Below are 23,198 nucleotides of genomic sequence, written 5' to 3' on the forward strand. Positions count from 1 at the left end.
CCGCGGTCTCTAGGACACTCCGACGGTCTCCAGCAGCCGGTGGAGATCGTGGGCGGCTTCGGCGGAGGCGAGCGTCGCGGCGGCGAGGACGGCGGCGGTCGCGACGGCCAGGGCCGGCCGGCGGGACAGGGGAGGGGCGAGGAGGGCGGCGACGCGCCGGGGCACCGGTCCTGCCGTGGCGAGCGGGTCGCGGTGGCTCCGGCGGCCGAGCATGCCGAGGACGGCCCTGTTGGTGCGGGCCGATGTGCGGTAGGAGGCGAGGGCTGCCTTGCCGACGGTGCGGGCGACCCGGATCCGGTCGCCGGTGGTGGTGACCGCGGCTTCGTCCGCCCAGCGTTCGACCGTGTAGCTGACGGCGGTGGCGAGAGGGCGCAGGAGGGGGTTGGCGGCGGCGCCCAGCTGGGCCAGGGCGACGAAGGCGTAGTGGTGAGCGGTGAGGTGGGCGCGTTCGTGGGCGAGCAGGATGTCGTGTTCGGTCTCGTCGAGGGTGTGCAGCATGCCGGTGGAGACGACGATCCGGCCGGGCAGCCCTGGCAGGGCGAAGGCGTCCGGGACGTCGTCGTCCACGATGACCAGCCCGTTCCGTGCGGGCAGGCAGGCGGCTTCCGCCGCTGTGGCGGCGAGGCTGCGGGCGCGTCGCCACAGCATGCGGGCGGCCATGAGTACGGCGCCGCCGAGCAGCAGCCCGGCGAGGAGGGCGATGGAGAGTTCGGTCGGGTCGTCGTGCTGGGCGGTGTGGGCCGACCAGTGCCCGAGGGCGGCGAGTCGGGGGACCCGGATGAGGCCGGTGATGGCCAGCAGCCCCAGGGACAGGGTGCTTGCCGCAGCCAGGAGCAGGGAGGAGAGGGTGAGCAGCCAGGTGGCCAGGCGTGGTTCGCACCGCTCGGACAGCGGCCGGGCGCCGAGAGGCGCGAAGAGGCAGAGCAGCAGCGGCAGATAGACGGCGATGCGCATACAGGCGGCCCCTTTACGACGGTGTGGATACTGCCGTCCTTTTTGAGTGTGCCATGGGCTCCGGTGCCGGAAGCAGTCCCCGCTGTCGGAGACCGGCTCGCCTGCTGTGCGGTTACCCGTCCGCGCAGCAGGCGACCCCGAGTGGTCGCGGCTGTCAGTGGCCGTCGACGGCGAGTTCGTAGTCGCCGATCAGATCGCCCAGAAGGGTTCCCGCGGTGAGGTCGTCGGTGACGTGGCCGGCCATGTAGAGGCGGGAGTAGAGGACTTCGGCCCGCATCCACTCGTAGTCCGCGGCGCGGTGCGGTGAGAGGGCGCTGAGGAAGGTGACGGCCGCGGCCGAGCGGGTCGCGTGGCGGGAGGGGTAGGAGTACGGTCCCTTCGCGCCGGGCTTGATGTGCTTCTCCGGTCGCAGGCTGGGGTCCAGCACGAACGGGGCGGACTGCTTGTCCTTGGCCGCCAGCCGGTCACTGATCGTCTTGGCCAGCTTCAGCGCCGACTTGAGCTGCAGCTTCTCGGCCTCGCCCTGCTGGGCGGGGATCAGTTCGCGCTGGTCGTGCAGGTACAGCTTCCAGATGTCCTTCTTGCCGTTGAGCTCGAGCCAGGTTGCGGCCTTCGTCCCGGCCGGCGTCCGCGTCCTGGCGAGCTTCTGCACCTGGCGAAGCTCCGCGGTGCGGCGCGCCGCCGCCGGCGGGGCGGGCACCTGCTTCGCGGCCCACACGGCGAAGGCCTTGTCGTCCCGTGCGATGCCGTGCGTGGACTTCCACTGGGCGAAGAGGGCGTCGGCCTTCTTGCGCTGTGCCGCCGCGTCCTTGCCGATCGTGGCGATCTCGGCGTCGGTGAAGAGCTTCGGCGGCGGGTTCTGCTTGATCCGCTCGGTGGCGCCCGGCTTCTTCTTCGCGGCGGCGGACGTGGAGGCCGTCACCGACTGCGGTCGCAGCAGGCCGACGACGGCGGCCGCGGCGGCGAGCAGCGCGATCAGAACGTACGGCCATTTGATGCCGCGCAGAATGGTCATGCGACTCGGATCCTTTCGAACGGGAGCGGGAGAGGTGCCGCGTCGGGCCCGGTGGTGAAGTGGGTGCGGGCGAGGTGGCGTACGTCGTTGTCGGGCAGGCCGGGGGTGAGCAGGGACTGGCCGACGACGTACTTGCTGAGCGAGAGGGGCCGGGCGCCCATGCCGAGCAGCAGGCGGTCGGCGGGTGCGGGCCGCGTGCCCCCTTTCGTCTCGACCAGGACGTGCTCGGGGTCGAGCGCGGCGGTGCGGTCGTCGCGGTGGCAGGTGAGAGCGCCGTCGAGGGTGACGCGGCTGCCGTGGCCGAGGTCGGCGAGGGCGGCACGGACGTAGCGGACCTCGGCCGCGGCGGTCAGCTCGCCGGCGGTGACGGGGACGCCCGCGCGGTCCAGTACGCGGTCGACGAACCGGGCCGCGTGGTCGGTGAGCGACCCGTACGCGGTGGCCGGCACGGTGAGTGCGTGCTTGACCGTGGCGCCCCGGCCGTCCTTCGTCTTGACCTCCACCCGGCACAGACCGTCCTCCGCGTACAGACGGGTACGGACCTTCCAGCGGCGGCGGCGCTTCTGGATGTGGGCGCGCCAGGCGCCCAGCTCCGGTGTGTCGAAGTAGGTGCTCAGGTAGCTCGTCGTACGGCGCCCGCCGAGGTCGAGGACGTGGTGGCTGTCGGCGAGGCGGGCCAGCAGGCGGCGGGCGTGGCCGAGGGGGACCAGGTACTTGCGGTCGATGCGGTGCTGCAGGGCGGCGGCCGCGTCCACCTCGGCGAGCGTGGCTCCGCGCAGCTGCTCCAGGCCGAGTCCGGTCGGGAAGGAGAGGCCGGGGTTCATGGCACCGTCACCGGCTCCCGCGGCTCGTCGTCCGCGGCGAGTGCGCGTTCCCGTGGCTCGGCGGGGTAGCGGGCGGACACCCGTGTCGTCTCGCGGACGTAGTCGACCTCGTCCACACTGACCGACAGCGGCGTCCGACCGAAGCGGCTTTCGACGTCCTCGGTGATCGCGGCCGGGGAGGGGTATATCCGGTCAAGGGTGAGCTTCACCGTCCGCGTCGCGGGCTCGTACCCCTGGGGATCGTCCACCAGGAGCACCGCGACCAGGACCACGACGGCCAGCGCGACGACGAGCCAGGTCTGCCGCTCCGGCAGCCCCGTGCACAGGGCGATCACCAGGGCGACGAAGGTGTAGGCGACGTCCCGCAGGGTGAAGGCCGCGCTGCGCAGACGGACCAGGGAGAGAATGCCGAACAGGCCGAATCCGACGCCGGCGGGGAACTTGCCGGCACTGATCGTGCTCATCGCGGCGAACAGGCCGATGTTCAGTGCGGCCAGCACCAGCGGCATCGCCGGAGCGCTGGGCCGGCGGCGGTAGAGCCAGCCGATCAGGATCAGCAGGGCGATGACGTCCAGACCACCGCGGGCCATCAGGTCGATGACCGCGATGTGGTCGGTGATGCCCTTGGCGGCGAGCACCTGTGTACGCATGGCAGTCCCTTCCGTCACGGCACGTCGGACGGCGGACCGGTCGCGGTCCGCGGGGCACCGCGACCTGAAGGACGGTAGGGATTTCACATGAACAGACCATGAAGCCTCCCTGGCCGGGCGAACCCCGGGTCACGCATGGTTAGCCTGACCCCCATGCACTACCTGGTCGTCGACGACGAGACCCGCCTGACCGATCTCGTCGTCCGGTACCTCACCGAGTCCGGACACACCGCCGACGGCCGCTACGACGGCCCCTCCGGCCTCACGGCCGCCCGCGACCCGCGCCTGGACGGCATCGTCCTGGACGTGATGCTGCCGGGCCTGGACGGACTCGAGGTCTGCCGGACCCTGCGCGACGAAGGTGTCGACGTGCCCGTGATCCTGCTCACGGCACGCGGCGCGATCAGCGAACGGGTCGCCGGGCTGGACGCCGGCGCCGACGACTACCTGGTCAAGCCCTTCGCCATGGAGGAACTGCTGGCCCGCCTCCGCGCCCTGTCCCGGCGCCGCCCCGACTGCTCCGACCGTCTCCGGATCGGCGACCTCGTCCTCGACGCGGGGCAGCAGCGGGCCTGGCGGGCCGACACCGAACTGGACCTGTCCCGGCGCGAGTTCGACGTGCTGCGGGTGCTGATGGAGAACGCCGGCCGCGTGGTGACGCGGCTGCACCTGCTCGACGAGGTCTGGGACGGCGAGACGGACCTGCGCAGCAACGCCATCGACGTGCACGTCTCCAAGGTGCGCGCCAAGGTCGACCGCGCCTTCGGCCGTACGACGATCACGACCCTGCGCGGACGCGGCTACCGGCTGGAGACCGCGCCGTGAAGCCGTACGGTCGGCTGCTGCCGCGGTTTCGGCGGATGCCCGTCGTCACCCGCCTCGTGCTGGCCGTGGCGATCACCATGTCCTTGGTCCTCACGGGCGCGGCGGGCTTCGTCTACTGGCGGGTCAAGACCGCCCTCGACCAGCAGCTCGACGACGACCTGACCGCCTACCAGCGCAGTCTCGACCGGGCCGTACGCACCGGGGCGAAGCTCCCGCCGGGCCCCAGCGGCAGCCTCCACCAGATCCTCGACACACAGGGCCACGTCCAGCGCTCCAGCGAGCCCGTGCGCCACCAGGCGCTGCTCACACCGGGCGAACTCGGCGCCGTCGCACGCGGAAACACGGTACGGCGCGACATCGGCTCCCTGCTGCCGATCACCTCGGACACCCTGCGCCTGCAGGCCCACCGCGTCACGGACGGCAGCCGACGACACGTCGTGATCGCCGCCGTCCGGCGAGGGCACCGTGACGAAGCGCTGCGGGAACTCCTCGCGCAGCTCGCGCTCGCCTCCGGCCTGACCCTGATCGCCGCCTCGTACGTCGGCTACCGCACCGCCCGCGCCGCCCTGCGACCGGTCGAGCGCTACCGCACCGCGGCGGCCACCCTCGCCGACGGCACCCACACCTTGCGCCTGGACGTGCCCGCCGACCGGGACGACGAGATCACCCGGCTCGGCCACACCCTCAACCACGTGCTCGACCGCTTGGAGGCATCCGCGGAACGCGAGCGCCGGTTCGTCGCCGACGCCAGCCATGAACTGCGCACACCGCTCACCCTGATGCGCGCCGAACTCGACGTGGCCCTGCACCGCCCCCGCTCGGTCGACGAACTCACCGAGACCCTGCGATCCGTCGACGCCGAGGTCCAGCGCCTGGCCGACCTCAGCAACGCCCTGCTGGACCTGGAGGAGCTGGGCAGCACCGACCACATCACGCGTACTCCGGTGCGTCTTCCCGATCTCCTCGACGCCGCCGTCACCTCCCATCGGGGTACGGCACAGAAGGCCGGTCGTCCCCTCACCGTCGACTCGGCCCTCGTGGCCGTCGACGTGGACGACCGGTGGCTGCGCCCGGCCATCGGCAACCTCGTGGACAACGCGCTGCGGCACGGGGACGGCTCCGTCACCGTCGCGGCGGCGGTCCGGGCCGGCGTGCTGCAGGTGAGCGTCACCGACGAGGGCCCCGGCTTCCCGCCGGACTTCCTGCCCCGGGCGTTCGACCGCTTCACCCGCGCCGAAGCCAGCCGGACCAGCGACGGATCCGGTCTGGGCCTCGCCTTCGTGCACGCGGTGGCCACCGCTCACGGCGGCACGGCCCACGCCGACCCCACGGGTCCCGGAGCCACGATCACCCTCCGCCTGCCCGTCTGAGGGAAGCGGCGCCTTTCACGGCGTGCCTCAGAGATCAGGCGTCGTCGGGCGCGGTGTCGGTGAGCAGCCAGCGCCGGCGAGAACATGCCGGGGGTGCCGGGCTTGCCGAAGCCGGCCGTCGGCAGCAGGTCGTGGAGGGTCGCCAGGGCCGACAGCCACTGGTAGCCCTCGGGTTCGGCGGCGCACAGCAGGGCGACACGGCCGCCCGGGCGCAGTGCGGCGGCGATGTGGGCGAAGGCGGCGGCCGGGTCGGTGGAGAACATGACGCCGAAGCGGTTGATGGCGAGGTCGAACGTGGCCGGGGGAGTGGGTGGACCTGCGCCTCACCCTGCTCGAAGCGGATGTCGCCCGGGCCCGCGCTCTCGGCGCCGGCCCGGTTCACGGCGTCCCGGCGGTCGTGGTGGGCTGCCCGGTGGGAGCCCTCGTAGCCGTTCCAGGCCTCTGCCTGCGCGGTGTTGGCAAGGGGGTGCACGGACGGAACCTCCCGTCAGCGGCTTTGTCGCCGGCAACCTGGTCGACCTGGCCACGGCGCTGCTGAACCTGGACCCCGGGGTCGTCGGGCGGGCGGTGACCCGGCCGGCGGCGGCCCTGCGCCGCACCGCACCAGCAGGACCGGGTGGAGCGGCTGGTCCACGCCCTGACGCACCCCACCTGACCTCCGGGCCCGCTGCCGCCGGCCCCGCTCCCTCAGTGCGCCTCGGCCACCGCGGTCGTCGCGGCGGAGGCGTCGCGCAGTCCGAGCCGCAGGTGCTCGAGGTGGTACAGGGCCTGCTCCAGAAGTTCGGCCACGTGGTTGTCGTAAAGGGCGTAGATGATCGAGCGGCCCCGGCGCTCGGTCGTGACCAGTCCCAGATTGCGCAGCAGGCGCAGCTGGTGCGAGCAGGCGGACTGTTCCATGCCGACCGCGTCGGCCAGTTCGGTCGCCGCGCACGGTCCCTCCTGGAGGCGGGCCAGGATCCGCAGCCGGGAGGGTGTCGCCAAGGCCTGGAGCGTGGCGGCCACATCGGCGGCGCCCAGTGTTTCCAGGCGCTGGCGCGCGGTGGCGGTGGTCTTGGCATCAGCTCCGTGGCCCATGGCCTTCATCCTACGGACGACCACCCATGAACGCATGAATGACTCTTCATTCAATCCTGTACGGTGGCTTGTGTGGGACCCGCGAAACCCGGGAGCCCACTGTCCGCTCATGCCGTTCGAAGGACCGCATCTCCGTGACAACGCTCGCTCCGGCCCCCACAGGCAAGGCCGTCCCCCTGCGGGAGGGCGGCGCGCCCCGGCGCCGTACCCGGGTCCTCGCCCTGCCCGAGGCACGGTGGGCGGCCGCGGCTCTCGTCCTGTTCCTGCTCGCCCTGCCGCTGCGGCTGACCGGCGCCCCGGCCTGGGCCTGGGGTCCGCTGTACGCGCTCACCTACGCGGCCGGCGGCTGGGAACCCGGTCGGGCCGGACTTCAGGCGCTCAGGCAGAAGACCCTCGACGTCGACCTGCTGATGGTCGTGGCCGCGCTGGGGGCGGCGGCGATCGGGCAGGTGACGGACGGCGCGCTGCTCATCGTCATCTTCGCCACGTCCGGCGCGCTGGAGGCGCTGGCCACCGCACGGACCGCCGACTCCGTGCGCGGACTGCTGGACCTCGCGCCCGCCACGGCGACCCGCCTCGCGGACGACGGCACCGAGCACGTGGTCCCCGTCGCGGAACTCGCGGTCGGCGACACCGTCCTGGTGCGGCCCGGCGAGCGTGTCGGCGCCGACGGCAGGGTCCTCGACGGGGCCAGTGACGTCGATCAGGCGACCATCACCGGTGAGCCCCTGCCGGTGGCCAAGGACAAGGGCGACGAGGTCTTCGCCGGCACCCTCAACGGCACCGGCGCACTGCGCGTGCGCGTGGAGCGAGACGCGTCGGACTCGGTGATCGCCCGGATCGTGCGCATGGTCGAGGAGGCGTCGGAGACCAAGGCGCCGACACAGCTGTTCATCGAGAAGGTCGAGCAGCGCTATTCCCTCGGCATGGTGGCCGCCACCCTCGCCGTGTTCCTGGTGCCCCTCGCTGCCGGCGCGGACCTCGGCGGCTCGCTGCTGCGGGCCATGACCTTCATGATCGTGGCCTCGCCGTGCGCCGTGGTGCTGGCCACCATGCCGCCGCTGCTGTCGGCGATCGCCAACGCCGGACGGCACGGGGTCCTGGTGAAGTCGGCCGTGGTGATGGAACGCCTGGGGCAGGTCGACGCGGTGGCCCTGGACAAGACCGGCACTCTCACCGAAGGCACCCCGCGGGTCACCGAGGTCCGCTCGCTGGCCCGTTCCCGCCTCACGGACGAGGAGCTGCTGGGTCTCGCGGCCGCTGCGGAGCACCCGAGTGAGCATCCGCTGGCGCGGGCGATCGTGGAAGCGGCCCGTGAGCGGGGGCTGTCCCTGCCGCTCGCGGAGCACTTCGACTCGACCTCCGGTGTGGGCGTCACCGCGACCGTCGACGGACAGGTCGTCGCGGTCGGCACACCCGCGCGGCTGCTGACCGGGGCCACGGACCCCTCGTCCGCCCGCGCCGCGGTCCTCGCCGCCGAACTGGAGGAAGAGGGCCGTACGGCCGTGCTCGTCACCGTGGCCGGCCGGCCGGTGGGCGTGCTCGGCATCGCCGACCGGCTCCGCCGCGACGGGGCCCGGACCGTCCGTGCGCTGGCCTCCCTGACCGGAACGGCGCCCGTGCTGCTCACCGGTGACAACCCCCGTGCCGCCGCCCGCCTCGCCGAAGAGGTCGGCATCGAGGACGTACGCGCGGGCCTGCTGCCGCAGCACAAGGTGAGCGCGGTCAGGGAACTGGAAGCCGCCGGCCGCAAGGTGCTGGTCGTCGGTGACGGCGTCAACGACGCCCCCGCCCTGGCCGCCGCCCACACCGGTGTCGCCATGGGCAGGGCCGGCTCCGACCTGGCGCTGGAGACCGCGGACGCGGTCGTCGTCCGCGACGAACTCACCACGGTTCCGGCCGTGATCTCGCTGTCGCGCCGGGCCCGCGCCCTGGTCGTGCAGAACCTCGTCATCGCCGGTGTCTTCATCACCGGCCTGGTGGCCTGGGACCTGGCCGGCACGCTGCCGCTGCCACTCGGTGTCGCGGGCCACGAGGGCTCCACCGTCATCGTCGGCCTCAACGGCCTGCGACTGCTGCGCGAGGCGGCGTGGAAGCGGGCCGCAGCATGAGCCGCCGCACGAGCCGCGGCAAGGCGGGCAAGGAGCAGGCCGCGCCGAGGTGCACGGTCACGGTGTGCCGGGGCTGCTGCTGCGGCACCGCCAAGGTCCCCGGCGTCGACCACGCGGCCCAGCTCGCCACACTCAGGGCGGAGCTGGGTCCGGTGGCGCAGGTCCGGGCGGTCGACTGCCTCGACGCCTGCGAACAGGCCAACGTCATCGTCGTACAGCCCTCCCCGGCGGGCCGGGCCGCGGGCGGGAGACCGGCGTGGCTCGGACTGGTCAACGACGCCGACGCCACGGCCGACATCACGGCGTGGGTCCGGGCCGGCGGCCCGGGCATCGCCGAACCGCCGGACGTCCTGGACCTCTACGCGTTCTCACCCTCCCGCCGTGTACGGCGTGCCGTCGAGGAGTGAGCAGGGCGGGCACCGGCCTGGAAGGGCTGTGGCATGAGGCACTTGGAGGGGGGTGGCGCCCTCCAGGGGTGCCGCCCCCCTACGATGGGCCCATGACGACCGGCGCGCACACCGACTCTGAGACGAGTCCTGCGCGCTGGATGTGGCTGGTCCTCGCCCTGGTGGCGGGGGTGCTGGGCATGCACGCCCTGTCGCCCGCCGGTGTGCCGGCAACCGGACAGCACGCCCTGATGGCCGCACAGTCGACGGGCCACGGGCATCAGCCCACGCGTGTCCACACGGGCGGAGCAGACTGCCGGCACCTGTCGGACGCGGGCGACGGCGGTATGGCCATGGACCATACGGCCGGTACGTGCGCAGCGGGCGGTACGGCCGCTGCCTACATTCCGCCGGCCCTGGTGCCGTCACCCGTCGCCGTCCGGCCCGCGGCGACCGCCGGCGGCGTACCCGTCGCCGGAGCGGTGGAAGGACGCGCCCCGCCCGATCTTTCCGAACTGCAGCTTCTGCGGATCTAGAGGCGCCCGCACGGCACCTGCCAAAGGCGGGTGGCGTGCCCCGGTGTGTCTGCATCCGTTTTCTCCCGCGCATGGGCGCGGGCACTCAAGGAGCTGTACTTCCATGGCATTTCGCCGTTCCCTCTTCCGCCGGACCGCCGCGCCGGCCGCTGTCGCCGTCGCCGCGGTGGTCCTGGCCGCCTGCGGCGGCAGTGATTCCTCTCCGTCCTCGAAGCCCTCGGGCCACGGCATGGGGGCGATGCCCTCCGGCGGCGCGTCGGCCACCGCTTCGGCTGCGAAGGGCAGCCACGACGCGCAGGACGTGTCGTTCGCGCAGGGCATGATCCCGCACCACCGGCAGGCCGTGGCCATGGCCGATCTGGCGCCGTCGCGCGCGAAGTCGCAACGGGTGAAGGACCTCGCGGCCAAGATCGAGCAGGCGCAGGATCCGGAGATCACCACCATGTCGGGCTGGCTGAAGGCCTGGGGCGAGAAGGTCCCGGACGCCGGGATGCCCGGCATGGACCACTCGTCGATGCCCGGGATGGACCACTCGTCCAAGCCCGGCATGATGTCGGGCGACGACATGGACAAGCTGGAGGAGCTGTCCGGTGACGCCTTCGACAGGGCGTTCGTCCAGATGATGATCAGCCATCACCGGGGAGCCATCGAGATGGCGAAGACCGAGCAGGCCAAGGGCGCCTACGGACCCGCCACGACGATGGCCGAGTCGATCGTCACCTCGCAGTCGGCCGAGATCACCGAGATGAACAAGATCCTCGGCAAGCGGTAGGAGCCGCCGGTCCGCGGCTCGGGGCAGTCTGGAAACGGCCGTCCCGAGCCGCGGTCCCGGGGCGGATCGGTCAGGTCGCTGCGAGGGCCCGCCGTTCCTCGGCCGTCAACGGGGGCTGCGACAGCGGCGGTTTGAGAGGCCCGCGGATGGCCGCGACCAGGGCGCTGGGGCGGGCGAGCGTGTGCGGGCCGGCCTGGAGCGTCATGACGTCCGTGACGCCGCGGGCCACGCGTCCGGAGCCGGTCGCGGTGTGGATGAGCCGGTCCACGAATCGCGCGGCCACGCGTTCCCCGAGGGTGGGACCGTTCTCGGTGGCGCCGGGATAGAAGACGTCGGATCCGGCGGCGAAGCTCCAGGCCGTGTTCACGTGGGCGGCCACACCCTTCTGCACACGCCGGGACACCCCCGGGTCGGCCCAGCCGTATCGACGTACGGTGTCCCGCAGCGTGAGCGCGCTCAACGCCGCTACGGACATGCCGTGCCCGTAGGCCGGGTTGTAGGCGGCCACCGCGTCACCGAGGACCACGAAGCCCCGCGGCACGGCGGTCTTCTCGTAGAACCGTCGGCTGTTCACCGTGGTGCGGCTGATCCGGGTGTCGGTCAGCGGGGTGAGGTTCTCGATCAGCTCGCCGACGACGGGGTGCCGCAACCGGCGTGCGAACGGCAGGAAGTCGTCGTTGCTCCCGGTGGGCTGCCCGCCCTTCGTCCCGGAGAGGGTGACGAGCCAGCGGCCGTCCTCGACAGGCAGGATGACACCGGACTGGCCGGGGCCCTCGCCCCGGTTGACGGCCTGGATGTTGATGATGGGCCACGCCATGTGGTGGGTCTTCTCGGGTGCCCGGTAGACCCGGCTGGCGTACACGAGCCCGGAGTCGACCACCCGGCAGGCCGGCGCCCGCACGCCCAGGACGCCCAGCCACTGCGGGGTGCGGGAGGACCGGCCGCTCGCGTCGACGACGAGGCCGGCGGAGAGGACGTCCTCCGCGCCCCCTGCCCGGCGGATACGGACGCCGGTGACCATGGAGGCATCGCCTTCCAGACCCAGAACCTCCGTCCGCTGCAGAACGGTGATGCGATCGCCGGAGTGCTCACGCGTCATCTCGCGGACGACCGCGTCCAGGAGGTCGCGAGTGCAGCCGATCACGTAGTTGCTCTCGTCCCAGCGGCGGAACCAACCCTGCGGACTCAAGCCCACCATGCCGGCGGTCAGCGGGATCCGGCGTGCGCCGCGCCCGGCCAGCGCTTCAGCCGTCCCGGGCAGGAGCGTTTCGATGGCGTCCGCGCCACCGGACCACAGCAGGTGCGCGTGGTGCGCCTGCGGCAGCCCCTTCCGAGGCTCCGGAGCGTCGGGGAGCGTGTCGCGTTCGATGACGGTGACGTGCGCCTCACCGGCGAGAGCCTGCGCGGCGAGCATTCCGGTCAGACCGCCGCCGATGACGATCGCCCTCCGACCGGCACCGGCATCGGCGGTGGTGGATATGGCGGCTCTCGCGCTCATGAGTTCACGCTCTCTTCCTGGTTGGGCACTGCCCGGTGCGTGGACCGCACGCGCGGCGAGCGGCGAATGGCGCGCGATATCGCGGCCAGGTCCCGCATGCTCTCCGCCGGTCGTGGCACGGGGTGTTGGGGCTTGCTGCTGACGTGCAGTCGTGGGACGGCGTCAAGGATGACGGCCGCGTCCGCCGCGGCCTCGGCCACGGCGTGATCGTCGCCGGCGGCGAGGTGCCGCTCCCGGGTCGCCTCGCGCAAGTCGGCGTCCATGAAGGGGCCCACCTGGCGCAGGGCGTCCCGGATGAAGGTCTGCCGGTGTGTCAGGCGCAGGTCCAGCGACTCGAAGCGGCCGAGCGCCACGGGCGCCGACGCCGCGGGAACCATCTGGAGGACGCGGCCCAAGGGGCGCAGGGCCCAGTACAGGCGGCGGGCACTCCACCGGTGGGAGAAACGCTCGGCGGCGTGCGGCAGGACGAATCCGATGCCGATGAGCAGGCCGCCGAGCGAGGCGATCAGCGGCGCCAGGTCGGTGCTCATCCAGTCGAGGCCGGTCCTGCCGGTCCACCGAGCCACCACCGGGATCACCTTGGCGACGTCGTAGGCCAGGTTCAGCGCGTAGCCGACGCCGAGGACGACCACTCCGACGTGCAGCCAGCCGGTGCCGCGCACGCGGCTCTCCCAGCTCCACAGCAGGGCGGAGGTGATCAGGACGGCCACGGTGTGCGCGAGCAGGTACAGAACGATCATCTCGCGCATGTACGGGGTGGTGGCGTAGAACGTGTCCAGGTCCTTGACCCGCTCGACGTGGTGGTCGCCGAGCGCGAAGAGCACCCAGAGCGCGGTGACGACCGCCCCATAGCTGCCGTAGACCCAGAAGGTGGCGCGCCGGACCTTCACCTCGAGACCGCCCCGCCACTTGATGATCAGCAGCAGACACGACGCACAGAAGCCCGTGAGCAGGCTGTAGACCCACGGTGCCGAGAAGTTCGTGACCCCCGTGACGTCGTTGACCTTCTTGATGGTCGAGGGCACGACGAAGATGAAGACGCAGCAGGCCACCGTGAGCAGCCCGCCGACCTGGCGCACCAGAGGATTGCGCCAGGCCCTCACCAGCGCCGGCACCTTGTACAACAGCACGACCACGAGGAGCACCGCGACGCCGGTGTAGGGGTTGTAGACCAGGCTGCCTGTGCTCACCTGGTCATCCCCGCACTCCGGGATACCCCAAGGCGGCGTTGATCCGTCGTGCCACCTCGTCGAGTTGCACACCGGCGGCACGAGGGCCGAGTAGCCAGCTGCGCATCTGACTCCCCATGAGCAGCCCGAACTTCTCCGCCGCGACCTCGTCGTCCTGAACCGAATGGCTACGGGCGGCGACGCGACGGACGATCTCCGGCCAGTCGATCGCCGCGGTGAGGGCCGCTCGTGCGGCCCTCACCCCGCCGTCGATGGCGTGTCCTGCGTGGCCGGCATGCATGTGCCAGAGTTCGTGCCCGAGAACGACCAACTGGTGGTCGGGAGTCAGGTTCTCCTCGATGACCACGAGATCCCGGTCTTCGAGATCCAGCCAGAGCCCGGTCGTGCCGTGGGCGATGTCCTTCGGGAACTCCCGGATGCCGAGCGTCGTGGGGCGGCCGCGCCGCTCGGCCATGGCATTGCACAGCGCCTCGAACAGGACCGTCGGCTCCGCGGGAACCTCGACTCGGCCGGCGACGGCCGAGGCCAGCTCGGACATCAACTGCCTCTGCTCCTTGGCCAGCCGGGAAGCGCTCCTCACCGGTCAGCCCCCGGCTTCACGGTCGAGGACGCGAGCGTCTGATGCGGACGGGGACTTGGCTCACTCACGAGTAAAGCTCCCAAGCGAAAAGGAAGTTGACAAGGTTCGGTGATCCCGCAGCACCGAACCTAGAGGCAGCAGGAGACCGAAGGCCAGAGGGCACGGGCGATCGTTCTCCGGTCACCGGACGGCGCGACGGGGGAGGGTTCAGCGCGTCAGCTCCGAGGCCAGGAGATCCATCAAGAGGCCGTCGTGCCAGGTGCCGTCCGGACCGCGCTCGTACTGCCGCATGATGCCGACCGGGCGGAACCCGACCTTCTCGTAGCAGCGGATCGCCACGGTGTTGTCGGCCGCCGGGTCGATGATCAGCCGGTGGTAGCCGCACTCGTGGATGAGGTGGCGGGCCAGGGTGCGTACGGCGTCGGTGCCCAGCCCGCGGCCGTGCGCGGTGGGGTCGAGGAAGATGTCGATCCCGGCGTGCCGGTAGTCCGGGTCCTCCTCGGAATACCACTGGATCATGCCGATGATCCGCTGCTGGTGACGAATCGTCAGGCAGTGGCAGCCGTCGTCTTCGAGGCCGGCCGCGACGTCGGCTTCCAGATCGTCCGCACCCTTCCATCGGGCCTGCACCTCGGGAGTGGCCCGGATGGCAGCCAGGGCGGGAACGTCCTCGGTGACGCTCGGGCGGAGTACGACGGAGGCACCATGCAGCACGGTCATGACCGGTGACACTACGCGACGGGAGGTCTGTCTCGCGCGGCGGTTTCCCGGCCGAAATGCCGGGCCGGAGCTTCCGCGGGGCCGCGGCACCGGTGGGTGCGGGACAGCCTCAGGCGGGGAGCGGGGCGCCGGCTCCCAGGCCGTAGCCGTTACCGGTGGGCGCCCTACTGGCCGTTGACCGGGCCGTCGCCGGCGTTGTGCTGGTCGTGGGTGTGGAACTTGCTCCGGCCCTTGCTGCTGGTTTCGGTTGTGGTGGTCTTGGTGGTGGTGCCGCGGCGCGACTTGGTGGTGGTCGTGCATCCAGTAGGCCCGCCGCGTGCCTGCCCCGTCATGGCACTGCATTTCGGGACTGGACAGATGCACGAGTCCCGGAGACGGCCGGAGACCATAAGGACCTGGGATCGCCGGTGCGGGGGCGCTCCCGTTCGGGCGTCTGACCTGGCCGCCCGGCGGGCGAGGAGGCGTCGGCGGTGCGAGCGTGGAGGCAGGGCGCGCAGCACCGGCCGTCGTGCCGGGAGAAGCCGGGTGGCCGAGACGGAGCGGGGGTATGGCGCGGGCGACCTGGACCGGTGTGATCACGTTCGGGCTGGTCACGGTGCCGGTGGGGCTCTGCCCCGCGACCGAGGACCACACGGTGCACTTCCACCAGCTGCAGCGCGGCACCTCCGACCGGATCCGAAACCGACGGGTGAACGAGCGCACCGGTGACGAGGTCGGCTTTCGTCATGCGCAACAAGCAGTACCTGACCGCCCTGCGCGCGGAGGACAGGGTGCTCGTGCTGCAGACCCTGCACTGGGCGGACGAGGTTCGAGACCCGGGCGAGGAACTGCCCGGACTGCCCTCCGGAAAGGCGGGTCAGGGCAAGCAGGTGGACATGGCGTTGCAGCTGGTCGACGCGCTGAGCACCGACTGGGATCCCAAGCGGTACCGCGACACCTACCAGGAGAAGGTGCGTGAGCTGGTCAAGGCCAAGGCAGAGGGCCAGGAGATCGCCACGGCCGACGCGCCGCCGGACGCGACCAACGTCATCGACCTGATGAAGGTCCTCGAGGGCAGCCTCAAGGCCGCCCGCTCCGGCCGTGGCAGTGGGGAGGACCCGGCCGCCCGGCGGGCGTCCGCGCCGGGCGGGCCCGCTCGCAAGGCCGCGGCCGGCAGGGCGGCGAAGACCGCGAAGCGGAAGGCGCCGCCGAATAAGACCGGAGCAGACTCGAACCGCTCCCGAAGCGCCGCGACCGGCGGGAAACGGGAGCTGCAGAAGCTGAGCAAGGCGGACCTGTATCAGCGGGCGACCGAGCTGGAGGTACCGGGCCGGTCGAAGATGAGCCGCGAGGACCTCATCGACGCCCTTGCCGGCGCCGGCCGGCGTCGTAAGAAGAGCGCCGCCTGACCAAGGCCCTCCCGCGAACCGGGGTAGCCGGCCGCGCGGCCCTCCCGAGCAGGCGCGGCCGCGGTACGGCGTGCCTCCGGACGGCTAACTCGGAAGGCTCTCCCGTCTCGTCGCTGTGGCGGCCGGACGCTGCCGTGAATTCTGCGGTCGCTCGGCGGATGGCGCGGCGCTGGGCGGCCGTCGTGGCGCCCCAGATGCCGTCGTCCTCACCGTGGTCGAGCGCCCAGGTGCGGCACGCGATGATCACGGGACAGCGGCGGCATATCGTGCGGGCCAGAGAAGCCTCCGCGTGCGGAGCCACGAGGTCCGAGAGAGGAAAGAAGATCTCGGGATCTTCTCCGACACAAGCCGCTTGATCACGCCAGTCGGAGCCTGCCGGATCTTCGCTCGGAGTGCAGGTCATGAAGAAGCCCCTTCCGGGTGCCTGCGAGGAGGCGAACGGTGACTACGACGCGGGCAGCGTCGTAGTTCCGGCAGAGGTTCGGAGAATATTAAACGGTTATGCCCTGCTTGCGCTAGGGGGCTGCGGCTCCCCGACGTTCCAGGCCGGGCGCATCCATACGCGGGCTGCCGGGAACCCGGTCCGAGTGGACTGCGGAGGTGGCTGTGGCCGGTGATGTGGGCTTGGGCCTGGACGAGGTGCTGCGGGCGGCGGAGGATGCCGCGCCGGTGGAGTCGGTGGACGTGGTCGCCCGGAACCTGGAGAAGCGGTTCTCGGCGGCGGAGGTCTCGTTTCTGTTCGTCGACATGCTCGGGCATGCAGCCGTACGGCTGCCAAGGGCCGGGACGGCCGCCCAGGCGCGAGGCGAGGCGGAGCGGATCGTGCTGGCGGGCAGCGTCTACGACCGGGTTCTGCGGTCCCAGCGACTGCACCAGGAGGAGGTCGAGGGCGGTTGGCGGCTGGTGGCGCCGGTGACGAACCGAGGTGACCGCATCGGCGTCCTCGACCTGATCGTGCCGTACGCGGACGACACGGTACGTGAGGCGGTGGGCAGGGCGGCACACGCGCTGGCCTACATAGTGGTGACCGACCGCCGCTTCACGGATCTCTACCACTGGGGCCGGCGCACCACCACGATGAGTCTGGCCGCGGAGATCCAGCACCAGCTGCTGCCGTCGGCGTCCTGCTGCGAGGCGGCCCACTTCACCCTGGCCGGCGGCCTTGCCCCGGCCGACGATATCGGCGGCGACACCTACGACTACGCCCTCAACCAGGACACCCTCCATCTGTCGATCACCGACGCGATGGGCCACGACACGGCCTCCGCGTTGCTGGCCACGCTGGCCGTCAACGCCCTGCGCGGAGCCCGCCGCGCAGGGCACGGCATCCTCGATCAGGCCTACGCCGCACACCGGGCGCTCGCCGGCTACGCCCGCGGCATGACAACCGGGCAGCTGCTGCGCGTCGAGCTGGACACCGGCGCCTGCGAGCTGATCAACGCCGGTCATCCCTGGCCGCTGCTGGTGCGGAACAGCCGGGTGCAGGAAGTGCCCATCAAGGTCAACCTGCCATTCGGGGTGCCCGCCCCTGTCAGGTACGAGGTGCAGCGGCTGTGTCTGGAGCCCGGTGACCGCCTGGTGTTGCTCACCGACGGCATGCGGGAACGCGGCGCTGCCGCGGTCGACCTGCCGTCTCTGCTCCGCGACACCCGCGACGAGCACCCACGCGAAGTGGTCAGGGTCCTGACCGCAGCGGTACTCGACGCGTGCGGCGGCTCCCTGGCGGACGACGCCACCACCCTGGTGCTGGACTGGCACGGGAGCCGCTCCGGGCAACGTCACACCAGCGGCGGCTCCAACACCTGACCGTCGATTTCGACATGGCTCGTGCAGCGCGGACGCCCCGCGGTCGGCCTGGTGCCCGCTGGGACCGGTGACAGCGGGGCCGCTCCAGGCTGTTGGACTCGCCGAATCGAGAAGGCAGCAGTAACTGACCCTTGCCAAGGCGGTATTCACCACCTGGTCATGAAGGAGGAACCTGCCCAGTCTGCTGGTCGGCATTTCATGGCTCGCCGAAACCGCCGATCATTCACCTGGTGTGACGAATCGCCGGTTAGTTGCCGGAGGGCTGGGCAGAGACCTCTGTGAAAGGCGGTGATTTTGGTGGACGAGAGGATTCGCAGGTACTTCCTCCGTGCCTCGCTGGCTGGGTTGCTGACCGGAGCCGTGCTCGGCTTCGCCTCGGGAGGTGCCTTCGGTGCCTTGGTGGGCGCGGGAATCGGCTTCGCCCTGGCTGGCGGTAGCGTCCTGTACTGGGGTGAACATGGCGGTGCGCGCCGCCGTCCGCCGGCAGTGGAGGTACCGCCAGGTCGTTCGGCCGGCCATCACCTCAGGGTGGCGCGCGTGCCCCAGCAGAGGGCGGGCAACTCGACCGGGTGGCCTCACCTGAATTACTGACCTCACGAACGACTCGATCGGTTCCACGTCGTCATTTCGGAGCTTCTGTCCTGCGAGTACACGCGGGGCATTTCGAGGTTGATTCCGTGGACCGTCATGCGAGTTCCGCGCTGTACCGCAGAAGTGGCCAAGGAGAGTCAGCCGGAACTGTCTCGGGGCCCGGTGACCAAGCCAGCGGATGGGCACGGTCACCGGGCCCCGTCCGACACAGGGGCCTCGCGGGTCGCTCGTGTGGGGTCCTGGACGGGAGCGTGTTCCTGGAGTGAACCGGGGGCGGCCCGTTCCGGGGCGGCGGGGCTGTGAGGGTCTTGCGGTGGGGGTGGCGGACTGTGGTCGTCGCCGGCGCCGGCTCCGGCCGATGGGAGGCGCAGGGCCAGCAGGGCGGTGTCGTCGCCGTGAGGGGAGAGGCGCCGCAGGAGTTCATCGCAGAAGTCGTCGATGGTCCCGGCGTGCAGTCGTTCGGCCAGGAGAGAGGCGTGATGGCGGAGTCTGGCCATGCCGGCGTCGATGGGCAGTTCCCGGCTCTCGACCAGCCCGTCGGTGTAGAAGAGCACGGTGGCCTCCGCCGGTAGGTCCTCACGCGCGTCCGGCCAGGTCAGGCCCAGGTGCAAGGTGGTGCTCATGCCGATCAGCGGCCCGTGGCCGCCGCTGAGGAAGCGTGTCGCTCCGTCGGGCGTGATCAGCAGCGGCGGAGGGTGACCGGCATTGACCCAGTGCAGCCGCCAAGGGCCTCCCTCGGGGCCTTCGATCCGGGCGAAGATCAGCGTGGCCATGGGTGCGTCGCTGGTGTGGGTCACTGCCTCGTCCAGCCGCTGCATGATCATGCTGGGTGGCTCCACGTGGGTCCAGGCCAGTGCGCGCAGCATGTTCCGTACCTCGGCCATGTGGACCGCGGCCTGCAGATCGTGGCCCACCACGTCGCCGATCACCAGGGCCATGACGCCGTCGGAGAGCAGGAAGGCGTCGTACCAGTCCCCGCCGACCTCCAGGGCGCGCTGCGCCGGCAGGTAGCGGGCGGCCATGCGCAGGCGGTCGACCTGCGGCAAGGGGGCGAGCAACTGGCGCTGCATGGTCTCCGCGACGTTGCGCTGCTCGTCGTAGAGCTGATTGTTGTCCAGCACCAGTGCGAGACGGCGTCCGATGTCGGCGAGCAGCCGCATCTCGGCCTCGGCGGGCGGAGGGGACTCTTCGGCTCGCGCCACGGTCAGGACGCCGTAGTAGCGCCGGCGGGACCGGATGGGTACGGCTGTGGCCCAGCGGCCGCCGAGCCGTTCGAACAAGATCCGGTGGGTGGCCGTGAGCGGCATGTCCGCATCGAGCATGTCGGTCGCCTGCAGCAGGACCGGACGGTCGCCGCGGATGATCTCCGCCTGGTGCTGCGTCGCAGGCAGGGGAAGCGGGCCGGTCAGTCGCCTGGCGAGGTGTGGATCGGCCGGGCTGCGCACGGCGACGCGCCGCAAGGTGCCGGACTGCGCGTCGACGAGGTCGATGGCGGCCCAGTGACCGAGCACCGGTACCAGCAAGGGAAGCAGCTCGCGTACGGCGACGGTGGCGTCCATGTGGGACATGAGGACCGACGAGACCTCCGAGAGGAGATTCAGCCGGTCGGTGAGCGCTTCCAGAGCGGCGGTGTGGGCGGTCGCCCGGTCCTCGGCGTCCCGGTGCAGGCTGAAGTCACTGAAGACGATCACCAACCCGCTGGGCGCGCCACCGCGAAGCACCAGCGGCGTCGCCGACCAGATGATCGGCAGCAGGACCCCGTCCCCGCGCAGGAAGTACTCCTCACTTCCTTCGACCGCATCCGTGCCGCCCGCGAGCGGAGCCCGCAGCAGACACCGCTCGGGCGGCACCCGACCGCCGTCCGGGCTGCGGTGGAGCAGATCATGCGCGTCACGCCCCAGCATCTGCGCCGCCGGCCGGACCAGCAGACGCTCCGCCCATGGATTGACGTAGGTGATCAGCCCGGCCGTGTCGAGAGTGAAGACACCGGCACCCAGGTCACGTAGAACGGCGTCCCCGAAGCCAGGATTCAGCTCGCCGCACGGACCGGTCATGGGACACCACCCTCGTCACCAGGTTCTCAGAAGCCGGCGGGGGCACGCACCCGAGGCAGAAGCCGCCGGACCGTTCGGGTGGCGGTGGGTGTCTCCACCTGGTCGCTGGGTCGTCTGCTCCCCCCGACCCGGGTCCAGGTCACCAGGGGCTGCACCGCCCGGCCAGCCCTCGTAGTCGTCGCATCATTCCGTCTCCCGGTCCGCAGCGCGCTCGCTCTGACGGGCTCTGCCCTCGTCGCGTGCCTGCTGGTAGGCGCCGAAGACGGTCTCGGCGGCGCCGGAGAGGGCTCCCTTGGCCTTGCCACGGGAGCCGGACTCGGTCAGCTTCTCCGTCAGATCAGTGAGGCCGGCTGGTTTGCGAGGCCCGGATTCCAGGTCTAGGCGGTTGCACGCCTCGGCGAAGCGGAGATAGGTGTCGATGCTGGCGACGACGATCCGTATGTCGATCGTGATGATCTCGATGCCGATGACGGAGACGCGTATGAATGCGTCGATGACGAGCCCGCGGTCGAGGATGAGCTCCAGTACGTCGTACAGGCCGCTGGAGCCGCCCCCACTGCCCTGCTGCCGTGCCACGGTCATCGTGACCAACCCCTCGTCATCTGATTCGGCCTGGTCCCGTCCGCGGAATGTCGTGGGCAGTACGGTGCCGTTACCCGCGTCGCCTTGATGCAGGCTGCGAATGCCCCCACCTTCCATGACAAAACACATGGAGAAGGTTGGCGAGGCGGGGAGCCTGTCAGATGTCCGCTGCGACGGGGTGCACTGTGCAATAGCGAGCCGCAGGCTTGGGTCGGCGATCTGCGCCGCAGGTCAGAGCTGTCGCAGGCCGCGTGGATCGGCGGTTCTGGAGCGCACGAGAAAGAGGGGCCGTCCCAGTCAATGCCGGGACAGCCCCTCCCTTGTGCTGAGGGCGGCTCAGTGCTTGAAAGCGTCCTTGGCCTTTTCCTTGGCTTCGCGGGCGTCACCCTTGTTCTTCTTGGCCTGCCCCTCGGCGGCCATGCGGTCGTTCCCGACGGCCTTTCCGACAGCCTGTTCGGCCTTTCCCTGAGCCTGCTCGGTCTTCGCCTTGGCCTTTTCGTCGGCACTCATGAGGCACGCCTCCTCGTAGGGTCTTCGCCATTGTTGCGGTGAAGACCTCGTGCCCTCGTCGATCCATCACAAACGAGGGTCCTCGGCAAGAGATGGTGGGGTCGAACAGGCCCCGCGGTGGCATTACGTGGGCCAAACGGATCAACAACTTCCGCATATATACACCTACTTGGTGCGTGTGCGCGTAGGGCCCGGGTAGTTGGGAGACCCGGTCCGGCTGAAAGGAGTGACGTTTCGTGGAACCGAGCAAGAGGGCCGAGGTCGCTGAACTCGGCACGCTGCAGTCCGGCACCCGTCAGCGCGCTCAACTACGTGTGCGGCTGGCCGACATCGCGTGGACCGCCCTTTGTTTCGTCCTGGCCGTGTGGGCGGTGGCGAGTTCGGTCGGCGCGGCACGGGGGATGACGGCTTGGGCTTACTGCGTGGTGGCCTGGATCCTTCTGGCGGTGGCGTGCGCCACGCTGCTCACGACCGTCCGGGCCAGGAAGCGGATCTAGGGAGGCCGGGGATGGAACGGATCAACGTGTTCCTGGCGAAGCACCTGTGGGCGCAGATCGCCCTGTCCGTCCTTACTGCCAGTGTCCTGATCACGCTGCTGTACCCGGGGCGGTCGTTTCCCTCCGTGGTGGCGCGGACCGCGGTCATTTCCCTTGGCGGAATCACCGTGGCGCTGGTCGCGCGCCGCAGGGAGAAGCGGGCCGCGGGCGGTACGACGGAAGGCCTCGTGTCACTGGACCGGAAGCTGCGAACCGGCGAGGTGCCGTCGGATCCGCAGGAGCGGGCCGCGATGCGCGACCTGGTCGGGCAGCGGCTGCACCGGAGCCGGCACCGCGTGGCCGCGCTGGTCTTCCTGGCGGCGCTCTTCAGTGCCATCACCGTGCTGACCGCGCTCACCGCCGGACCACGGCAGACCATCGGCATGGCCGTGCTCACGGTCGTCTTCATCGGATGGATGGTCTACAACAGCAACCTGCAGACCCGTCGGCTGCGCACGATGCGCGCGGCGCTGCAGACCGAGCCCTCGGGCGGCACTACCGGCGAAGAGTCCGAGGCGCGTCGTCCGCCGAGGCCGGCGGAGAGTGGGTCGTGACGGCGGTGGGCGGCCGTGCACCGGATTTCGTCCCCGCGTGGGTGGAGGTACTGATCGTCGTGCTGGGCTTCGTGGTCGCTGCGGTGGCGATTCGTCGGCGTAACAAGCGCTGACGTTCGAGCCGCGACAGCAATTCTGCTGAGGATAGGTCAGGGGAGCTGGGCATTATGGAACACAGTGCGATAGAGCGTGTGGCCTCCGACGGTGGCACTCCCAGTCCCGTCTTCATCGTGTTCATGTGCCTGTTCCTGGTCATGGGCCTGGTGCAGGTCATCCGTCCCCAGCTGTTGTGGCGGATCAACAGCCGGATGCAGCGGGGCTGGGTCAAGAATCCTGAGGGAACCGAACCCACGGGGAAGGGGTACGCCATGCAGCGGGTGACGGGGGTGATCTTCATGGTCTTCGCCACCTGGATGCTGGTGCAGAACATCTGACAGCAAGCGAGAGCGCTCGGAGTATCGGCCTGCTGGTGTGGCGCCTGATGGACAAGGACAGCGTGAGCCGCGTAGCGATAGCGGCCGTGCTGGTCCTGGTGTGGTCCTGGCTGCTGGCGGCCAACTGGTTCGCACGGCGCAAGCAGGAGTGAGGCGGGGGCACCCTGTCGTGGCGGAAGCCCCTATCTACCAGCCTGGCTGTGCTCTCTGCGCCTCTACATGCTGCTTCCCCTGTGGC

Annotated in this window: 25 protein-coding genes and 2 pseudogenes; 12 read left to right on the top strand and 15 right to left on the bottom strand. The window is 70.9% G+C overall.

What is annotated here, in order from left to right:
• Positions 1-9: 9 nt before the first annotated feature.
• The 4 genes from N8I86_RS36900 to N8I86_RS36915 form a co-directional block, all read right to left on the bottom strand.
• Positions 10-954, bottom strand: a complete 945-nt coding sequence (locus N8I86_RS36900; protein WP_263279893.1) for a M56 family metallopeptidase — start codon at positions 952-954, stop codon at positions 10-12.
• Between the two features lie 154 nt (positions 955-1,108).
• Positions 1,109-1,969 carry a phosphatase PAP2 family protein gene (locus N8I86_RS36905; RefSeq protein WP_263279894.1) on the bottom strand — a complete coding sequence of 287 codons (861 nt, stop codon included), beginning with the start codon at positions 1,967-1,969 and terminating at the stop codon, positions 1,109-1,111.
• Positions 1,966-2,793 carry a polyphosphate polymerase domain-containing protein gene (locus N8I86_RS36910; protein WP_263279895.1) on the bottom strand — a complete coding sequence of 276 codons (828 nt, stop codon included), beginning with the start codon at positions 2,791-2,793 and terminating at the stop codon, positions 1,966-1,968. The genes N8I86_RS36905 and N8I86_RS36910 overlap by 4 nt, the downstream gene beginning before the upstream one ends.
• Positions 2,790-3,443 carry a DUF4956 domain-containing protein gene (locus tag N8I86_RS36915; RefSeq protein ID WP_263279896.1) on the bottom strand — a complete coding sequence of 218 codons (654 nt, stop codon included), beginning with the start codon at positions 3,441-3,443 and terminating at the stop codon, positions 2,790-2,792. The genes N8I86_RS36910 and N8I86_RS36915 overlap by 4 nt, the downstream gene beginning before the upstream one ends.
• 153 nt (positions 3,444-3,596) lie before the next feature.
• On the opposite strand from N8I86_RS36915, the gene N8I86_RS36920 reads away from it, so the two are divergent.
• Positions 3,597-4,268, top strand: a complete 672-nt coding sequence (locus tag N8I86_RS36920; protein ID WP_263279897.1) for a response regulator transcription factor — start codon at positions 3,597-3,599, stop codon at positions 4,266-4,268.
• Between the two features lie 35 nt (positions 4,269-4,303).
• Positions 4,304-5,638, top strand: coding sequence for a HAMP domain-containing sensor histidine kinase (locus tag N8I86_RS36925; protein ID WP_263279898.1), 1,335 nt, complete (start codon positions 4,304-4,306; stop codon positions 5,636-5,638).
• On the opposite strand, the pseudogene N8I86_RS36930 reads toward N8I86_RS36925, so the two are convergent.
• A pseudogene (locus tag N8I86_RS36930) lies at positions 5,569-5,937 on the bottom strand (hypothetical protein); the annotation flags it as partial. The gene N8I86_RS36925 and the pseudogene N8I86_RS36930 sit on opposite strands and share 70 nt — an antisense overlap.
• A 388-nt stretch (positions 5,938-6,325) precedes the next feature.
• Positions 6,326-6,712, bottom strand: coding sequence for an ArsR/SmtB family transcription factor (locus N8I86_RS36935; RefSeq protein WP_263279900.1), 387 nt, complete (start codon positions 6,710-6,712; stop codon positions 6,326-6,328).
• Positions 6,713-6,750: 38 nt separating this feature from the next.
• On the opposite strand from N8I86_RS36935, the gene N8I86_RS36940 reads away from it, so the two are divergent.
• The 4 genes from N8I86_RS36940 to N8I86_RS36955 all read left to right on the top strand — a co-directional run bounded on the left by N8I86_RS36940 (position 6,751) and on the right by N8I86_RS36955 (position 10,517).
• Positions 6,751-8,823 carry a heavy metal translocating P-type ATPase gene (locus N8I86_RS36940; RefSeq protein WP_404830860.1) on the top strand — a complete coding sequence of 691 codons (2,073 nt, stop codon included), beginning with the start codon at positions 6,751-6,753 and terminating at the stop codon, positions 8,821-8,823.
• On the top strand, positions 8,820-9,230 hold the full coding sequence (locus N8I86_RS36945; protein WP_263279901.1) for a (2Fe-2S) ferredoxin domain-containing protein: 411 nt from the start codon (positions 8,820-8,822) through the stop codon (positions 9,228-9,230). Before N8I86_RS36940 ends, N8I86_RS36945 begins: the two co-directional genes overlap by 4 nt.
• 92 nt (positions 9,231-9,322) lie before the next feature.
• Entirely contained in the window at positions 9,323-9,745 is a 423-nt protein-coding gene (locus N8I86_RS36950) for a DUF6153 family protein (protein ID WP_263279902.1), read from the top strand.
• A 103-nt stretch (positions 9,746-9,848) separates the two neighbouring features.
• Complete coding sequence (locus N8I86_RS36955; RefSeq protein WP_073898476.1) at positions 9,849-10,517, top strand: DUF305 domain-containing protein; 669 nt, start codon at positions 9,849-9,851, stop codon at positions 10,515-10,517.
• A 70-nt stretch (positions 10,518-10,587) separates the two neighbouring features.
• Here N8I86_RS36955 and N8I86_RS36960 read toward each other — a convergent pair whose 3' ends face one another.
• The 5 genes from N8I86_RS36960 to N8I86_RS36980 form a co-directional block, all read right to left on the bottom strand.
• The gene (locus N8I86_RS36960; RefSeq protein WP_263279903.1) at positions 10,588-12,015 is read right to left on the bottom strand and encodes an FAD-dependent oxidoreductase; all 1,428 of its coding nucleotides are present in this window, start codon (positions 12,013-12,015) and stop codon (positions 10,588-10,590) included.
• Entirely contained in the window at positions 12,012-13,205 is a 1,194-nt protein-coding gene (locus tag N8I86_RS36965) for an MAB_1171c family putative transporter (protein WP_073898480.1), read from the bottom strand. Before N8I86_RS36965 ends, N8I86_RS36960 begins: the two co-directional genes overlap by 4 nt.
• Positions 13,206-13,209: 4 nt before the next feature.
• Positions 13,210-13,743 carry a toxin-antitoxin system, toxin component gene (locus N8I86_RS36970; protein WP_263279904.1) on the bottom strand — a complete coding sequence of 178 codons (534 nt, stop codon included), beginning with the start codon at positions 13,741-13,743 and terminating at the stop codon, positions 13,210-13,212.
• A 249-nt stretch (positions 13,744-13,992) separates the two neighbouring features.
• Positions 13,993-14,505, bottom strand: coding sequence for a GNAT family N-acetyltransferase (locus N8I86_RS36975; RefSeq protein WP_263279905.1), 513 nt, complete (start codon positions 14,503-14,505; stop codon positions 13,993-13,995).
• Between the two features lie 164 nt (positions 14,506-14,669).
• Entirely contained in the window at positions 14,670-14,837 is a 168-nt protein-coding gene (locus N8I86_RS36980) for a hypothetical protein (RefSeq protein WP_158075368.1), read from the bottom strand.
• Positions 14,838-15,052: 215 nt separating this feature from the next.
• Between N8I86_RS36980 and N8I86_RS39525 the strand changes: the two are divergent.
• Together N8I86_RS39525 and N8I86_RS36985 are read left to right on the top strand one after the other, a co-directional pair.
• Positions 15,053-15,163: pseudogene (locus N8I86_RS39525) on the top strand (Ku protein); the annotation flags it as partial.
• Positions 15,164-15,230: 67 nt separating this feature from the next.
• Complete coding sequence (locus tag N8I86_RS36985) at positions 15,231-15,893, top strand: Rho termination factor N-terminal domain-containing protein (RefSeq protein ID WP_317633637.1); 663 nt, start codon at positions 15,231-15,233, stop codon at positions 15,891-15,893.
• Here N8I86_RS36985 and N8I86_RS36990 read toward each other — a convergent pair.
• Positions 15,841-16,296 (bottom strand): WhiB family transcriptional regulator, encoded by a 456-nt coding sequence (locus N8I86_RS36990; protein ID WP_073898486.1) that lies wholly within the window; start codon positions 16,294-16,296, stop codon positions 15,841-15,843. The two genes, N8I86_RS36985 and N8I86_RS36990, sit on opposite strands and share 53 nt — an antisense overlap.
• A gap of 203 nt (positions 16,297-16,499) precedes the next feature.
• Between N8I86_RS36990 and N8I86_RS36995 the strand changes: the two genes are divergently transcribed.
• On the top strand, positions 16,500-17,699 hold the full coding sequence (locus N8I86_RS36995) for a PP2C family protein-serine/threonine phosphatase (protein WP_079192679.1): 1,200 nt from the start codon (positions 16,500-16,502) through the stop codon (positions 17,697-17,699).
• A gap of 779 nt (positions 17,700-18,478) precedes the next feature.
• On the opposite strand, the gene N8I86_RS37000 is transcribed toward N8I86_RS36995, so the two are convergent.
• From N8I86_RS37000 to N8I86_RS37010, 3 genes are all read right to left on the bottom strand, one after another.
• Positions 18,479-20,344: a SpoIIE family protein phosphatase gene (locus N8I86_RS37000; protein WP_263279906.1), complete on the bottom strand. Its 1,866-nt coding sequence runs from the start codon at positions 20,342-20,344 to the stop codon at positions 18,479-18,481.
• 183 nt (positions 20,345-20,527) lie between these two features.
• Positions 20,528-20,926, bottom strand: coding sequence for a gas vesicle protein GvpJ (gene gvpJ, locus N8I86_RS37005; RefSeq protein ID WP_123441110.1), 399 nt, complete (start codon positions 20,924-20,926; stop codon positions 20,528-20,530).
• Positions 20,927-21,262: 336 nt separating this feature from the next.
• Complete coding sequence (locus N8I86_RS37010; protein ID WP_263279907.1) at positions 21,263-21,436, bottom strand: CsbD family protein; 174 nt, start codon at positions 21,434-21,436, stop codon at positions 21,263-21,265.
• A gap of 236 nt (positions 21,437-21,672) precedes the next feature.
• Between N8I86_RS37010 and N8I86_RS37015 the strand changes: the two genes are divergently transcribed.
• From N8I86_RS37015 to N8I86_RS37025, 3 genes are all read left to right on the top strand, one after another.
• Positions 21,673-21,933 (top strand): hypothetical protein, encoded by a 261-nt coding sequence (locus tag N8I86_RS37015; RefSeq protein ID WP_073898494.1) that lies wholly within the window; start codon positions 21,673-21,675, stop codon positions 21,931-21,933.
• 11 nt (positions 21,934-21,944) lie between these two features.
• Positions 21,945-22,526, top strand: a complete 582-nt coding sequence (locus N8I86_RS37020) for a hypothetical protein (RefSeq protein WP_263279908.1) — start codon at positions 21,945-21,947, stop codon at positions 22,524-22,526.
• Positions 22,527-22,717: 191 nt separating this feature from the next.
• Positions 22,718-22,960: a DUF6199 family natural product biosynthesis protein gene (locus N8I86_RS37025; protein WP_260148968.1), complete on the top strand. Its 243-nt coding sequence runs from the start codon at positions 22,718-22,720 to the stop codon at positions 22,958-22,960.
• Positions 22,961-23,198 lie beyond the last annotated feature (238 nt).

Origin of the sequence: Streptomyces albidicamelliae (assembly GCF_025642175.1) — a bacterium.
Taxonomy (GTDB): Bacteria; Actinomycetota; Actinomycetes; order Streptomycetales; family Streptomycetaceae; genus Streptomyces; species Streptomyces albidocamelliae.